We start from the raw sequence: 13,901 nt of genomic DNA on the forward strand, positions 1-13,901 counted from the left end.
AATTCACTCATTGAAAATCACCTTGGAGCACTACTTTTGAAAACTAGTAAAAAGTAGCGGGGTTGTTCCCGATAGAAAAACAAAAGTCTAATTGGACTTGCAGAGCTTATATTTCGTGAGAAGTATAAGGAAGCTGAGTGGTACCACGATTCCCTCGTCTCAGCAATGGATTGCTACAAGTATGTAAGTAATCGATTGTTGAGACGAGTATATTTTTAAGGTTTATATACTGAATATTCTGTTAAAAATACTCATCTCAGCAATCGATGTAGAAATAGATTGCAAAAAATAGAGAAAAAAGAGGAGCGATGTGAGATGGGAAACCAGTATATTTACATGAATGGGGAATTTGTAGAAAAAGAAAAGGCAGTTGTTTCAGTGTATGATCATGGTTTTTTATACGGAGACGGTGTATTTGAAGGGATTCGTAGTTACGGAGGAAATGTATTTTGTTTAAAAGAACATGTGAAACGATTATATGAATCAGCGAAATCTATTTTACTAACAATTCCAATGACGGTAGAAGAAATGGAAGAAGCAGTTTTACATACACTCCAAAAAAATGAATACGCTGATGCTTACATTCGCTTAATTGTCTCAAGAGGAAAAGGTGACTTAGGGCTCGATCCGAGAAGTTGTGTGAAGCCGAGCGTAATTATCATTGCAGAACAATTAAAGTTATTCCCACAAGAATTTTATGATAATGGGCTAAGCGTTGTATCTGTTGCATCAAGACGTAATACGCCAGATGCGTTAGATCCACGTATTAAGTCAATGAATTATTTAAATAACGTACTTGTAAAAATTGAAGCAGCACAAGCAGGAGTGTTAGAGGCTCTTATGTTAAATCAACAAGGATATGTTTGTGAAGGTTCTGGCGATAATGTTTTCGTTGTGAAAGATGGAAAAGTGCTAACCCCGCCATCCTATTTAGGAGCATTAGAAGGTATTACGAGAAATAGTGTTATCGAGCTATGTGAACGACTGAATATTCCGTGTGAGGAAAGACCATTGACTCGCCATGATGTATATGTAGCGGATGAAGTATTTTTAACAGGAACAGCAGCGGAGTTAATTCCAGTTGTAAAAGTTGATTCCAGAGAAATTGGAGATGGGAAACCAGGAAGTGTAACGAAACAATTGACCGAAGAATTTAAAAAATTAACGAGAGAAAGAGGAGTACGTGTTCCCGGGCTGACGGAAAGCTTAGCGTAAATAAGGAGAGGAGTTAATGGAAATGAAGCAGCAGTATACAGCGTATGAGAAATTACAGTATGAAGAAATGACAGGCGCTGGACATGTGATTCAATGTTTAAAGAGATTAGGTGTAACGACCATTTTCGGCTATCCGGGCGGAGCAATCTTGCCAATATACGATGCTTTATACGAAAGTGGTTTGAAACATGTTTTAACTCGTCATGAACAAGCTGCCATTCATGCGGCTGAAGGATATGCGAGAGCTTCTGGAAAGGTCGGGGTAGTCTTTGCTACCTCTGGCCCAGGGGCGACAAATTTAGTTACGGGTTTAGCAGACGCTTATATGGATTCGATTCCTTTAGTTGTCATTACCGGGCAAGTTGCAACGCCTTTAATTGGTAAAGATGGATTTCAAGAAGCGGATGTTGTCGGAATTACAGTACCTGTTACGAAGCATAATTACCAGGTTCGTGATGTGAATCATGTATCACGAATTGTGCAAGAAGCTTTTTACATCGCCAAAAGCGGGCGCCCGGGACCAGTATTAATTGATATTCCAAAAGATGTTCAAAATGCAAAAGTCACCAGTTTCTTTAGTGAAGAAGTTGATATTCCGGGGTACAAACCAGAACTTGTACCAGACAGCATGAAACTTAGAGAGGTGGCTAAAGCAATTTCAAAATCTAAGCGTCCACTTCTTTATATTGGAGGAGGTGTCATTCATTCAGGTGGATCCGATGAACTCTTCGAATTCGCAAGGGAGAACCGTATTCCAGTCGTTTCAACTTTAATGGGACTTGGTGCATATCCACCGGATGATCCATTGTTTCTAGGGATGCTTGGTATGCATGGGACATACGCTGCTAATATGGCGGTAACAGAATGTGATTTACTACTTGCATTAGGTGTTCGCTTCGATGATCGTGTAACAGGAAAATTAGAACTTTTTTCTCCAAACTCGAAAAAAGTACATATTGATATTGATTCTTCTGAGTTTCATAAAAATGTAACTGTAGAACATCCGATTGTTGGTGATGTAAAAAAAGCGTTACACATGCTGTTACATATGTCTATTTATACACAAACAGACGAATGGCTTCAGAAAGTAAAGACATGGAAAGAAGAATATCCACTTTCTTATAAGCAAAAAGAATCTGAGTTAAAACCACAGCATGTGATCAACTTAGTAAGTGAATTAACGAATGGTGAAGCGATTGTCACAACAGAAGTAGGTCAGCATCAAATGTGGGCTGCTCACTTCTATAAAGCAAGAAAACCTCGGACGTTCCTTACCTCTGGAGGATTAGGAACAATGGGGTTTGGTTTTCCAGCAGCAATTGGTGCTCAGCTAGCTAAAAAAGAAGAACTTGTCATTTGTATTGCAGGTGACGCTTCTTTTCAAATGAACATTCAAGAACTACAAACAATTGCTGAAAATAACATCCCTTTAAAAGTATTTATCATAAATAACAAATTTTTAGGGATGGTAAGGCAATGGCAAGAAATGTTTTATGAAAATCGTTTATCAGAATCAAAAATTGGATCACCAGATTTTGTGAAAGTAGCAGAAGCTTATGGAGTAAAGGGATTAAGAGCAACAAATTCAACCGAGGCAAAACAAGTGATGTTAGAAGCATTTGCTCACGAAGGTCCTGTCGTAGTTGATTTTTGTGTAGAAGAAGGTGAAAACGTATTTCCGATGGTTCCGCCAAACAAAGGGAATAACGAAATGATTATGAAGAGGTGGGAAGAATGAGTCATACTTTTTCACTCGTTATTCATAACGAGCCAAGCGTCTTATTACGTATAAGTGGGATTTTTGCTCGGCGTGGTTATTATATTTCTTCTTTACATTTAAAAGAAAGAGATACTAGTGGTGTTTCTGAAATGAAACTCACAGCAGTTTGTACTGAAAATGAAGCGACATTACTTGTTAGTCAGTTGAAAAAATTAATTGATGTTCTGCAAGTAAATAAATTATAAGGAGTGTATGGAATATGAAAACATATTATGAAAAAGATGCAAATGTAGAGTTATTACAAGGAAAAACTGTTGCAGTAGTTGGTTATGGATCACAAGGTCATGCGCAAGCACAAAATTTACGTGATTCTGGTGTAGAGGTTGTAGTTGGTGTTCGTCCTGGTAAGTCGTATGAAGTAGCGAAAGCGGATGGATTTGAAGTAATGTCTGTTTCAGAAGCGGTTCGAACCGCACAAGTTGTACAAATGTTATTGCCAGATGAACAGCAAGCTCATGTGTATAAAGCAGAGGTAGAAGAGAATCTTCGTGAAGGACAAATGTTACTTTTCTCACATGGATTTAACATTCACTTCGGACAAATTAATCCGCCAAGTTACGTAGATGTAGCGATGGTCGCGCCAAAAAGTCCAGGTCATCTCGTTCGCCGTGTATTTCAAGAAGGAAATGGTGTTCCAGCATTAGTCGCAGTGCATCAAGATGCGACGGGAACAGCGCTACATGTAGCACTGGCGTATGCAAAAGGTGTAGGGTGTACACGTGCGGGGGTAATTGAAACGACATTCCAAGAAGAAACCGAAACGGATTTATTCGGTGAGCAAGCTGTACTTTGCGGCGGGGTAACTGCACTTGTGAAGGCCGGGTTCGAAACGTTAACGGAAGGTGGATATCGTCCTGAAATTGCATACTTTGAATGTTTGCATGAATTAAAGCTAATTGTTGACTTAATGTACGAAGGTGGATTAACGACTATGCGCCATTCTATTTCAGATACGGCAGAGTTTGGAGATTATGTAACAGGATCGAGAATTGTTACAGATGAAACGAAGAAGGAAATGAAGCGTGTTCTGACAGAAATTCAGCAAGGTGAATTTGCGAAGAAATGGATTTTAGAAAATCAAGCAGGGCGTCCGACGTATAACGCAATGAAAAAAGCAGAACAAAATCATCAATTAGAAAAAGTGGGAGCAGAGCTTCGTGAAATGATGAGCTGGATTCATGCACCGAAAGAATTAGTAAAGAAATAGAGTAAGAGAGTATAAATGAAAAATATGTAAGAGGGGATTTGACAAGATGAGAAGTGACATGATTAAAAAAGGTTTTGATAAAGCACCGCACCGTAGTTTATTAAAAGCAACTGGTTTGAAAGATGAAGATTTTGATAAACCTTTCATAGCGATTTGTAATTCTTTTATTGAAATTATTCCAGGGCATAAACACTTGAACGAGTTTGGGAAACTTGTAAAAGAGGCAGTTCGCGCGGCAGGTATGGTACCATTCGAATTCAATACAATTGGAGTTGACGATGGTATTGCGATGGGACATATCGGTATGCGTTATTCTCTTCCAAGTCGTGAAATTATTGCAGATTCAGTAGAAACGGTTGTAAATGCACACTGGTTTGACGGCATGATTTGTATCCCAAACTGTGACAAAATTACACCAGGTATGATGATGGCTGCACTACGTATTAATATTCCGACTGTGTTTGTTTCAGGCGGCCCGATGGCAGCAGGAAAAACATCTAAAGGGGAAGTTGTTGATCTGAGTTCCGTTTTTGAAGGAGTAGGAGCTTATCAATCTGGGAAAATTTCAGAAGAAGAATTAAAAGATATTGAAGATCATGGCTGTCCATCTTGTGGCTCTTGTTCGGGTATGTTTACCGCGAACTCTATGAATTGTTTATGTGAAGTGTTAGGTTTAGCTCTTCCTGGTAACGGGAGTATTTTAGCAATTAATCCAAGACGTGAAGAGTTAATTAAACAAGCAGCAGAGAAATTGAAAATTTTAATTGAAAGAGATATTAAGCCGCGTGATATTGTAACAGAAGAAGCAATTGACGATGCTTTTGCACTTGATATGGCGATGGGTGGATCAACGAATACAGTATTACATACGCTAGCACTCGCACAAGAGGCAGGACTAGATTATGATATGAACCGTATTGATGCAGTTTCAAGACGTGTACCTCATTTATGTAAAGTAAGTCCAGCCTCAAATTGGCATATGGAAGATATTGATCGTGCGGGCGGGATTAGTGCAATTTTGAAAGAGATGAGCCGGAAAGAAGGAGTACTTCATCTTGATCGAATCACTGCTACTGGGCAAACATTAAGAGAAAATATTGCTGAGGCAGAGATTAAAGATAAGGAGGTTATTCACTCTCTCGAAAACCCTCATAGTGAAGAGGGGGGCTTACGTATATTAAAAGGAAATCTTGCTAAAGATGGAGCGGTTATTAAAAGCGGTGCAACAGAAGTAAAGCGTTTTGAAGGGCCTTGCGTTATTTTTAATTCACAAGATGAGGCACTTGCTGGCATTATGCTTGGGAAAGTGAAAAAAGGAGATGTAGTTGTCATTCGTTATGAAGGACCAAGAGGTGGCCCTGGTATGCCAGAAATGTTAGCCCCAACATCAGCAATTGCTGGAATGGGATTAGGTGCTGAGGTTGCATTATTAACGGATGGACGTTTCTCTGGAGCTTCACGTGGAATTTCAGTAGGACATATTTCACCAGAAGCAGCAGCTGGTGGAACGATTGCACTTCTTGAACAAGGGGATATTGTATGTATTGATGTTGAAGAACGCTTACTAGAAGTAAGAGTGAGTGATGAAAAATTAGAAAAGCGTAAAAAAGAATGGAAACGACCAGAACCGAAAGTAAAAACTGGCTGGCTTGGACGTTATGCACAAATGGTAACATCGGCGAATACAGGGGCTGTTCTGAAAATCCCACATTTTGATTGAGCCAATTTAAAAGAGATAAGGATGATATATAATGGTGCAAAAGGTAAAGGAGAGAGTGAAAATTGAAGATATCTTAATGGCGCATAATTGCCTGAAAGATATCGTTATTAAAACACCGTTACAACGTGATACAGTTTTATCTGAGAAATATGATTGTGACGTTTATGTAAAACGAGAAGACTTACAATTAATTCGCTCTTTCAAAATTCGTGGTGCGTACAATTTAATTCAAAGTTTACCGAAAGAAAAGTTACAAAACGGTGTTGTTTGTGCAAGTGCTGGTAATCATGCGCAAGGAGTTGCTTATACGTGTAATTTATTGAAGATTCCGTCAAAAATATTTATGCCCACAACAACACCGAAACAAAAAGTATCACAAGTACAATTTTTCGGTGGTGATTTCGCAGAGATTGTATTAGTTGGTGATACATTCGATAGCTCTTTCCAAGAAGCACAGTGTTATTGTGAAGAAAATAGAATGACATTTGTTCATCCGTTTGATGATCCGTATGTAGTTGCTGGTCAAGGGACAGTGGCAGTTGAAATTATGCATGATATGGAGAAACCGGTTGATTATATCTTTACAGCAATCGGTGGTGGTGGATTAGCATCAGGAGTTGGTACATATGTAAAAGGTGTTAGTCCTACTACAAAGGTTATTGGTGTAGAGCCAATGGGAGCTGCATCTATGAAAGAGGCTTTTCTTCAAAATGAAAATGTAGCATTGGAGAAAATAGATAGCTTTGTTGATGGGGCAGCTGTTAAAAAAGTAGGAAAGTTAACATTTGAAACTTGTAAAGATGTAATTGACGATATTATTTTAGTACCAGAGGGGAAAGTTTGTACGACGATTTTAGAACTGTATAAGAAAAATGCGATTGTAGCTGAACCGGCTGGTGCACTCTCTATTGCAGCGCTTGATTTATATAGAGATGAAATAAAAGGTAAAACAGTTGTATGTACGCTAAGTGGTGGAAATAATGATATTGATAGAATGCAAGAAATGAAAGAGCGTTCGCTCATTTATGAAGGACTGAAACATTACTTTATCATTGAATTTCCGCAGCGTTCAGGTGCGCTAAGAGAATTTCTTGATAAAGGATTAGGACCAGAAGATGACATTACGCGCTTTGAGTATATTAAGAAACATAATAAAGAAAATGGTCCAGCATTAGTCGGCGTAGAATTAAAACATAAAGAAGATTATGAGCAATTAATTACTCGCTTTAAAGAAAATAATATTCAATTTATGGAACTTAATAAAAACCCTGTTTTGTTTGATTTGCTTATTTAATAGAAGGAGAGAGTTAGAATGTAAATAAAAAAGATAGATACAAGCGAGGGAATATAGTGCTTGTTCTATCTTTTTTATAGTTAAACTAGGTACTCATTAAATTCAAGAAGAATAAAGCTAGCTAACCAAAAGAGTATCGCAATACGAATGATTACATACATTGTAAATTCAAAAGGAGTAAGATTTCTCTCTCGCTTTATTTTTTTAAATAGTCTCACAGAATAAAAGGAACATAAAAGTAGAACTGCTATAGACATTTCATAAACGTTCTCTAACAAACTTACATTTTCTAATAAGTCTTTCAGCATGTTTATCACCTATTCTGTAAAGTATATTACAGAGAAATAGATCTTGAGCTGTCTAGTTTCGTTTGTTTTTTATTTTCCCTGTATCATCAATTTCTACATCAGTTGAAATTGTTTGTAAATATTGAAGAGCTTTTTTCTTTTCTCCCTCATTTACAGGGGAAACTTGGTTGTTGCGAATGATATAAGGATTGAATGACATTTGGACATCCTTTCCTTTAAAAGTTAAAGTTAATACGCCAGTTTCAGCGCTTTTCCCATTCACATAACTCGGGAATAAAAAGTTACCTAATGAGTAAGCGATAGGAACTTTATTATAATACTCAAACCCTTGTAACCAATGTGGATGGCTTCCGACAATTGCGTTAGCTCCTGCTTCAACCATTTTAGGTACATATTGCTTTTGGTATTCTACCGGACGATTTGATTTTTCAACGCCCCAATGCATATAGACGATTAAATAGTCTGCATCTTGTTTTTGTTCTTTAATTGTTTTTGTTACAAGATTTAAATCATAGCCATTCGCAACGCCAGGTTTATTCTCACCAGCTACCCAATTAGAATCAGGCATAAATCGAACGAAGGAAAGAAATTTAAACTTTTTCCCTTTTACGGTCATTTCTCGTGCTGTATATGCATCTTTCGCATTTTTTCCGGCTCCAATGTAAGGGAACTTTAATTTTTCTACGTGAGAAATCGTATCTAATAATCCATCTTGCCCATAATCAAGTGTGTGGTTATTCCCAATATTTACGATGTCATATCCAGTGTTTTTAATAGCTTGTAGTGTAGATGGATCACTTTTAATCCAAAACAGTTGCCCAGGTGCTTTCTTTTCTTTCGTTGTAAATGCCGACTCTAAATTTACAAAAGAAATATCAGCTTTTTTTATTTCTTCTTTTACATGTTGGAATGGGTAATCAGCCCCATTCTTTTCGATTATAGGACGTAATTGCCAATCGAACATTGTATCACCAGAGAAGGTGAGTGTGATTTCTTGGTCTTCTATTTTCTTTTCGCTTTTTGAAGCGGTTTTACTAGATTTGTTTTGCAAATCGGGTTTGTCTTTTGCTTTTGAAATAAAAGAGTAATTGATTAATAAAACAATCGGTGTAATGAAAAAGGCTATTAACAAAAATCGTTTTAGTAAAGTTTTCATATATACCTTCCCTTTTAATATTATCCCGCAATTAAATTAACACTGAATCTATTAAAGGTAATTAAAGTTACAAAAAATAGCGGGTTATGTAGTGGAAAACATTTGTTAATATTCTCAATATTAAGTTAACATATAGATAACCTGTAAATCAATGTATAAACCAAAATATAGAAATAAAGAATTCGAAGGGTGAAGAATGAGAAATGGTTATATTAGGAGCAGTTGTAAATGGGATTTGTATTATATTTGGTACTTTACTTGGTAAATTATTTAGTAGGATTCCAGAAAGTATGAAAGGGACGATAATGCACGCAATCGGTTTAGCGGTTACTGTACTTGGGCTTCAAATGGCATTAAAAAGTGAAAACTTTCTTGTTGTCATACTGAGTTTAGTGATTGGTACGGTAATTGGAGAATGGTTACAATTAGAAGAAAAGTTAAAACATTTAGGGGATTGGCTAGAAAATAAAGTTGGATCGAAAGGGAAAGGTAGCATATCAGAAGGTTTTGTAACAGCTACTTTAATTTTTGCAATTGGCGCGATGGGGATACTTGGTGCACTTGACAGTGGGATTCGCGGAAATCATGATATTTTATTTACAAAGGCGATTATCGATGGATTTATTTCTATTATATTAACGACAACTCTAGGAATTGGCGTAGTATTTTCGGCGATTCCAGTTGTTTTATATGAAGGTGGTATTGCAGTTTTTGCAACACAAATTAATAGTTTTGTCCCGAAAGAATTAATGAACCAATTTATAGTGGAGATGACGGCTACGGGCGGCATTATGATATCTGCTATTGGATTGAACTTGCTTAGTATTATTAAAATCAAGGTGGCAAATTTACTTCCAGGTATATTGGTAGTGGGTGTAATTGTTTCAATTATTTATGGTTACGGTTTAATGGATTATTAACCAACTTCATTTAGTGGGAGTTGGTTTTATTATGAAAAAAATGTGGGATTGTAGTGATTTTCACTAGAAAATAGCGGGTTTTGTAGTAAATCTTACATATAAAGCAAATTACTAAACTTTTTACAAGAAAGGGTGTAGAATGGGTATCTAAAGAAAGAAGGTGTGAAAATGGCCAGCTGGAAACGGAATTTAATGATTTGTTGGCTAGGTTGTTTTACCACTGCAGCCGGTATGAGTTTAGTAATTCCTTTCTTATCTTTTTATATTGAGGAATTAGGAGTAACTGGCACTTCAAGCATTGCACAGTGGTCGGGACTTGCATTTGGTGTAACATTTTTAATGGGTGCGATCGTATCACCAATATGGGGGAAGCTTGGTGATATACATGGACGGAAATTGATGCTTATTCGTGCTAGCCTTGGTATGGCGATTATTATGACGCTTATGGGATTTGTAACGGATGTGTATCAACTAGTCGCACTAAGATTTTTAATGGGAGCAGTATCTGGTTTCCTTTCAACAGCGATGACATTTATTGCAGCAGAAACTCCGAAAGAACATTCAGGTTGGGCGATTTCCACAATTTCAACTGGTGGTGTGAGCGGTTCGTTACTTGGCCCGTTACTTGGAGGTTATTTGTCTGAGTTAATTGGAATGCGTCATGTCTTTCTTGTTACAGGAGCTTTTTTATTCCTTTCCTTTCTCATCGTTTTTTTCTTTCTGCATGAAGAAAATCACTCTGCTCAAGCAAAAAAAACACAGCCGAAAAAAGTATGGACGATGGTCCCAGCGAAGCATTTAATTATTAGTTTATTTGTAACAACATTTATTATTCAACTTGCTAATATGTCAGTTCAACCAATTGTTACATTGTACGTGAAAAATTTAGTAGGTCCTCATACTGCACATATTGAAACAATTGCGGGTGCAGTTATGTCAGCGACAGGATTAGCAGTTATTTTGGCAGCACCAAGACTAGGAAGATTATCAGATCATATCGGTCCTCAAAAAACGTTAGTTGTAGCGTTATTTGCAGCAGGAATTATTTTTATCCCGCAAGCATTTGTAACCTCAGCTTGGCAACTATTAATTCTTCGATTTTTATTAGGTATCGCACAAGCAGGATTATTGCCTTCCGTACAAACTCTACTAAAACAACATACACCAACCCATGTTACGGGACGAATATTTGGATATAATCAGTCGTTTCAGTTTTTAGGAAATATGATTGGGCCAGTGCTCGGGGGACAAATTGCAGCGCATGCAGGCTTCCAATATGTTTTCCTCTCTACATCATCACTATTATTTATTGCGTGTATTTGGGTTTATTTTCATAATAAGAACGAAGAAGTATCAGAGAAACAACGTTTGGAAGTTAGTTAACTAAGTGAATGAAAAAGAAAAAGGATGAAGCAACATGTGCTTCATCCTTTTTCTTTAAAATCGAAGACAGAGATAACTTAATGTACCAAGCTCATAACTACGGTGAATGACTTCACCGCTATTCTCGCCACTTCCCATTGCAATAAACAAAGGAACAAAATGCTCTGCTCTTGGTACGGCTAATTGTGCATGAGGAGCATTATTCTCCCAATTAAACAATGCATCTTTATCGTTATTCTGCATATGTTTAATAATCCAATCATCAAATTCAATTGCCCATTTTTCAGGTGTAGTTTGATTCCATTTCAGTGCTCGTAAATTATGAACGGTAACGCCACTACCGATTACTAAAATATCTTCTTGTCCGAGTCCTTTAAGTGCTTCTCCAATTTCAAATTGTTCTTTTGCAGAAAGGAATGGATTTACTGATATTTGCACGACAGGAATATTTGCTTCTGGATACATGCGGTGCAGGAGTGTCCATGAACCATGATCTAAACCTCTGGTCATATTATGATGGACTGGAATACCTTTGTTTCTAAATTTTGTTTCTAACATAGATGCAATGCTAGAAGAGCCTTTCGCACGATATTTGATTTCGTATAACTCAGGGGGGAAACCTCCAAAATCATAAATTGTTTCATATTCGTTATCTGATGAGGAAATCGTTAATACTTCAGTTTCCCAGTGAGCAGTGAAAATAACAATTGCTTTCGGTTTATATGTTTCTCCAAGTGTTTTTAAAAATCGTGTATAGTCTGTATCTTGAATAGCGAGCATAGGCGAACCATGTGCTAAAAATAGTGATGGCATCATAATAGTAGAAACCTCCTAAAAATTATATAATTACTTTATGTAAGTAACTATATAATTTTATTTTTGGTTCGTCAAGAGATTAGTTTGAAAGCAAGTCTGAAAAATACATCATTTGTCATAATGAAAGCAATTACATATAATATAAAATAAGAAAAGTGAATGGATATTCATTTTTCTTAAAGGTATACATAATAAATTTGGGGGCTGACGAAATGAATGTACAGGAAAGTTTCGTTACGGCATTGGATGGATCGGAAATTTATTTGCGTAAATGGTTACCAGAAGGAGATCCGAGAGGAATTATTCAGATTGCACATGGCATGACAGAGCATGCAGGGGTGTATACAGAATTTGTAGATGCTTTATTGGAAGCAGGTTATGGTGTTTATGCGCATGATCATAAAGGACATGGGAAAACAGTAAAAAAAGAAGAAGATTATGGTCATTTTGAACCAAATATAGGGTGGAATCAAGTTGTATCGGATGTTATCTTTGTTTCAGAAAGGATAAAAGAAGAACAGTCAAGTCCTTTGTTTTTACTTGGACATAGTATGGGTTCTTTTTTATCAAGACGTGCTGTACAACTTAGGGGTGAACAATATGATGGATTTCTAATTTCAGGAACAGGTGGAAATCCAGGGCTTTTAGGAGCTATTGGTCATAAAGTAGCAACAATCGAAATGAAATTGCGCGGGGCAAAAACGAAAAGTCCAATGTTAAACTTTTTATCTTTCGGAAACTTCAATTCGAACTTTAAGCCAAATCGTACAAAATTTGATTGGTTATCTTCAGATAATAATCAAGTTGATAAATATATTGCGGATCCGTTATGTGGTTTCATTTGTACGACGAGTTTTTACCGAGAATTATTTTCTGGAGTATTAGAAGTAAATAAACTAGAAGAATACAAGAAGACGCCAAAGAATCTTCCAATACATATATTCTCTGGTGATCGTGATCCTGTTGGCGATATGGGGAAAGGTGTAAAAGAAGTATATGAAAACTATAAAAAATGTGGTGTGAAAGACGTGACACTACGTTTATATGAAAATGGTAGACATGAAATGTTTCATGAAGTAAATAAGGATGAAGTATTTAAAGATTTAATTTCGTGGTTAGATGCGCATAATAAATGAGAAAGATAATCACAAACTGTTTGTAGTTTGGGATTATTTATTATACAGAAATAGGGGCAATAAATTCTTAAATTCACTTTACTTAATAAAAAATAAATCTTATTCTATAGTCGTTCAAAAAATAAAGAAATATTGTATGAGAGGAAACCTCACTTTTCTGAAGTGAGGTTTTTTGTAGTAACGAAGTAATAGTGAATAAAACTAATTTTAAAAGTAACTTAAAATCAAACTTTTTATAAAGCAACAGATGCCTGTTCATAATAGTAGTATAATAGTGAATGAGGTGTTAATAGAATGGAAGATAGAACGTTAGGTTTATTACTAGATGTTGTTGGGGAATTATTTTCAGATGAAATTTCAATTGCTGTTTCGAATACGAAAGAATATATTTACTATCGGCCAAGTAAACGAATTGATTTAAAGATTAGTGTCGGGGATCCTATAAAAGAAGGAACGATTGCTCATAAAGCGATGGTGATGAATCAAAAAACCTCTGAGTTTATTAATCGGGATGTTTTTGGTATTCCTTATCATGGAATGGCTGTACCATTTTCAAACAATGGAAAGCTTGAAGGGTGCGTAACGGCAATTTATCCAGCTTTAACGGATGGAAAGTCAGTTGTTACTTTAAAAACAACAGACGGCTGGATTCCGGTTCCTTTTTCAAAGGTTATGTATTTAGAGGCTAAAGATAAAAAGACGTATGTGAATTCAGAAGAGTTATCAGGAACACATAAATACTCTCTGCAAGAATTCGAATACTTGCTTCCGAAAGATTCATTTATTAGATGTCACCGTTCGTTTATTGTAAATGTTAATCATATTAAAGCGATTTATCCTGATACCCATTCTACTTTTGTACTTTCAATGGATAATGGTGAGAGAGTACCAGTTAGTCAATCATACGCTAGTTATTTCCGTAAACTTCTAGGATTCTAAATTTTTCTGCTTTAGAACCTAGATTTG

The 13,901-nt window shown here is 36.4% G+C and carries 13 protein-coding genes and 1 other annotated feature (1 of these 14 only partly in view); of the genes, 10 read left to right on the forward strand and 3 right to left on the reverse strand.

All coding sequences use genetic code 11. The annotated features are described in order from the left end of the window. Positions 1 to 165: a binding site (T-box leader), on the forward strand (it extends 75 nt beyond the left edge of the window). Positions 166 to 315: 150 nt separating this feature from the next. From ilvE to ilvA, 6 genes are read left to right on the forward strand one after another with little or no spacing between them, the layout of a single operon-like run. After that, complete coding sequence (gene ilvE / locus ATL10_RS03350; RefSeq protein ID WP_044306975.1) at positions 316 to 1,215, forward strand: branched-chain-amino-acid transaminase; 900 nt, start codon at positions 316 to 318, stop codon at positions 1,213 to 1,215. 22 nt (positions 1,216 to 1,237) lie between these two features. Next, a complete protein-coding gene (gene ilvB, locus ATL10_RS03355) occupies positions 1,238 to 2,953 on the forward strand; it encodes an acetolactate synthase large subunit (RefSeq protein ID WP_044306984.1) in 1,716 nt (571 codons plus the stop codon). Beyond that, positions 2,950 to 3,180 carry an ACT domain-containing protein gene (locus ATL10_RS03360; protein WP_000019909.1) on the forward strand — a complete coding sequence of 77 codons (231 nt, stop codon included), beginning with the start codon at positions 2,950 to 2,952 and terminating at the stop codon, positions 3,178 to 3,180. Before ilvB ends, ATL10_RS03360 begins: the two co-directional genes overlap by 4 nt. A gap of 14 nt (positions 3,181 to 3,194) precedes the next feature. Next, a complete protein-coding gene (gene ilvC / locus ATL10_RS03365) occupies positions 3,195 to 4,202 on the forward strand; it encodes a ketol-acid reductoisomerase (RefSeq protein WP_000861143.1) in 1,008 nt (335 codons plus the stop codon). 46 nt (positions 4,203 to 4,248) lie between these two features. Beyond that, positions 4,249 to 5,922 carry a dihydroxy-acid dehydratase gene (gene ilvD, locus ATL10_RS03370; RefSeq protein ID WP_110496421.1) on the forward strand — a complete coding sequence of 558 codons (1,674 nt, stop codon included), beginning with the start codon at positions 4,249 to 4,251 and terminating at the stop codon, positions 5,920 to 5,922. A gap of 31 nt (positions 5,923 to 5,953) precedes the next feature. Further along, positions 5,954 to 7,216 carry a threonine ammonia-lyase IlvA gene (gene ilvA / locus ATL10_RS03375; protein WP_000250317.1) on the forward strand — a complete coding sequence of 421 codons (1,263 nt, stop codon included), beginning with the start codon at positions 5,954 to 5,956 and terminating at the stop codon, positions 7,214 to 7,216. Positions 7,217 to 7,296: 80 nt separating this feature from the next. On the opposite strand, the gene ATL10_RS03380 is transcribed toward ilvA, so the two are convergent. Then, positions 7,297 to 7,524 carry a hypothetical protein gene (locus ATL10_RS03380; RefSeq protein ID WP_090976155.1) on the reverse strand — a complete coding sequence of 76 codons (228 nt, stop codon included), beginning with the start codon at positions 7,522 to 7,524 and terminating at the stop codon, positions 7,297 to 7,299. 52 nt (positions 7,525 to 7,576) lie between these two features. Further along, positions 7,577 to 8,680 (reverse strand): CapA family protein, encoded by a 1,104-nt coding sequence (locus tag ATL10_RS03385; protein WP_000854539.1) that lies wholly within the window; start codon positions 8,678 to 8,680, stop codon positions 7,577 to 7,579. A gap of 203 nt (positions 8,681 to 8,883) precedes the next feature. On the opposite strand from ATL10_RS03385, the gene ATL10_RS03390 reads away from it, so the two are divergent. Both ATL10_RS03390 and ATL10_RS03395 read left to right on the forward strand, forming a co-directional pair. Next, positions 8,884 to 9,600, forward strand: a complete 717-nt coding sequence (locus ATL10_RS03390) for a DUF554 domain-containing protein (RefSeq protein ID WP_000236031.1) — start codon at positions 8,884 to 8,886, stop codon at positions 9,598 to 9,600. Positions 9,601 to 9,768: 168 nt separating this feature from the next. Further along, positions 9,769 to 10,983 carry a multidrug efflux MFS transporter gene (locus tag ATL10_RS03395; RefSeq protein WP_000179302.1) on the forward strand — a complete coding sequence of 405 codons (1,215 nt, stop codon included), beginning with the start codon at positions 9,769 to 9,771 and terminating at the stop codon, positions 10,981 to 10,983. 54 nt (positions 10,984 to 11,037) lie between these two features. On the opposite strand, the gene ATL10_RS03400 is transcribed toward ATL10_RS03395, so the two are convergent. After that, a complete protein-coding gene (locus ATL10_RS03400; protein ID WP_016513025.1) occupies positions 11,038 to 11,799 on the reverse strand; it encodes a DODA-type extradiol aromatic ring-opening family dioxygenase in 762 nt (253 codons plus the stop codon). A 212-nt stretch (positions 11,800 to 12,011) separates the two neighbouring features. Between ATL10_RS03400 and ATL10_RS03405 the strand changes: the two genes are divergently transcribed. Both ATL10_RS03405 and ATL10_RS03410 read left to right on the forward strand, forming a co-directional pair. Next, positions 12,012 to 12,935 (forward strand): alpha/beta hydrolase, encoded by a 924-nt coding sequence (locus ATL10_RS03405; protein WP_110496423.1) that lies wholly within the window; start codon positions 12,012 to 12,014, stop codon positions 12,933 to 12,935. Between the two features lie 294 nt (positions 12,936 to 13,229). Further along, on the forward strand, positions 13,230 to 13,874 hold the full coding sequence (locus tag ATL10_RS03410; RefSeq protein WP_000390209.1) for a LytTR family DNA-binding domain-containing protein: 645 nt from the start codon (positions 13,230 to 13,232) through the stop codon (positions 13,872 to 13,874). Positions 13,875 to 13,901: the final 27 nt, after the last annotated feature.

The organism is Bacillus sp. 196mf (assembly GCF_003217275.1).
Classification (GTDB): Bacteria; Bacillota; Bacilli; order Bacillales; family Bacillaceae_G; genus Bacillus_A; species Bacillus_A thuringiensis_S.

What these genes read in the sequence shown, in the direction of transcription:
- ilvB (WP_044306984.1), top strand. Translation starts at nt 1,238, where the DNA reads ATGAAGCAGCAGTATACAGCGTATGAGAAATTACAGTATGAAGAAATG.
- ATL10_RS03400 (WP_016513025.1), bottom strand. Translation starts at nt 11,799, where the DNA reads ATGATGCCATCACTATTTTTAGCACATGGTTCGCCTATGCTCGCTATT.
- ilvC (WP_000861143.1), top strand. Translation starts at nt 3,195, where the DNA reads ATGAAAACATATTATGAAAAAGATGCAAATGTAGAGTTATTACAAGGA.
- ATL10_RS03385 (WP_000854539.1), bottom strand. Translation starts at nt 8,680, where the DNA reads ATGAAAACTTTACTAAAACGATTTTTGTTAATAGCCTTTTTCATTACA.
- ilvD (WP_110496421.1), top strand. Translation starts at nt 4,249, where the DNA reads ATGAGAAGTGACATGATTAAAAAAGGTTTTGATAAAGCACCGCACCGT.
- ilvE (WP_044306975.1), top strand. Translation starts at nt 316, where the DNA reads ATGGGAAACCAGTATATTTACATGAATGGGGAATTTGTAGAAAAAGAA.
- ilvA (WP_000250317.1), top strand. Translation starts at nt 5,954, where the DNA reads ATGGTGCAAAAGGTAAAGGAGAGAGTGAAAATTGAAGATATCTTAATG.
- ATL10_RS03410 (WP_000390209.1), top strand. Translation starts at nt 13,230, where the DNA reads ATGGAAGATAGAACGTTAGGTTTATTACTAGATGTTGTTGGGGAATTA.
- ATL10_RS03390 (WP_000236031.1), top strand. Translation starts at nt 8,884, where the DNA reads ATGGTTATATTAGGAGCAGTTGTAAATGGGATTTGTATTATATTTGGT.
- ATL10_RS03360 (WP_000019909.1), top strand. Translation starts at nt 2,950, where the DNA reads ATGAGTCATACTTTTTCACTCGTTATTCATAACGAGCCAAGCGTCTTA.
- ATL10_RS03405 (WP_110496423.1), top strand. Translation starts at nt 12,012, where the DNA reads ATGAATGTACAGGAAAGTTTCGTTACGGCATTGGATGGATCGGAAATT.
- ATL10_RS03380 (WP_090976155.1), bottom strand. Translation starts at nt 7,524, where the DNA reads ATGCTGAAAGACTTATTAGAAAATGTAAGTTTGTTAGAGAACGTTTAT.
- ATL10_RS03395 (WP_000179302.1), top strand. Translation starts at nt 9,769, where the DNA reads ATGGCCAGCTGGAAACGGAATTTAATGATTTGTTGGCTAGGTTGTTTT.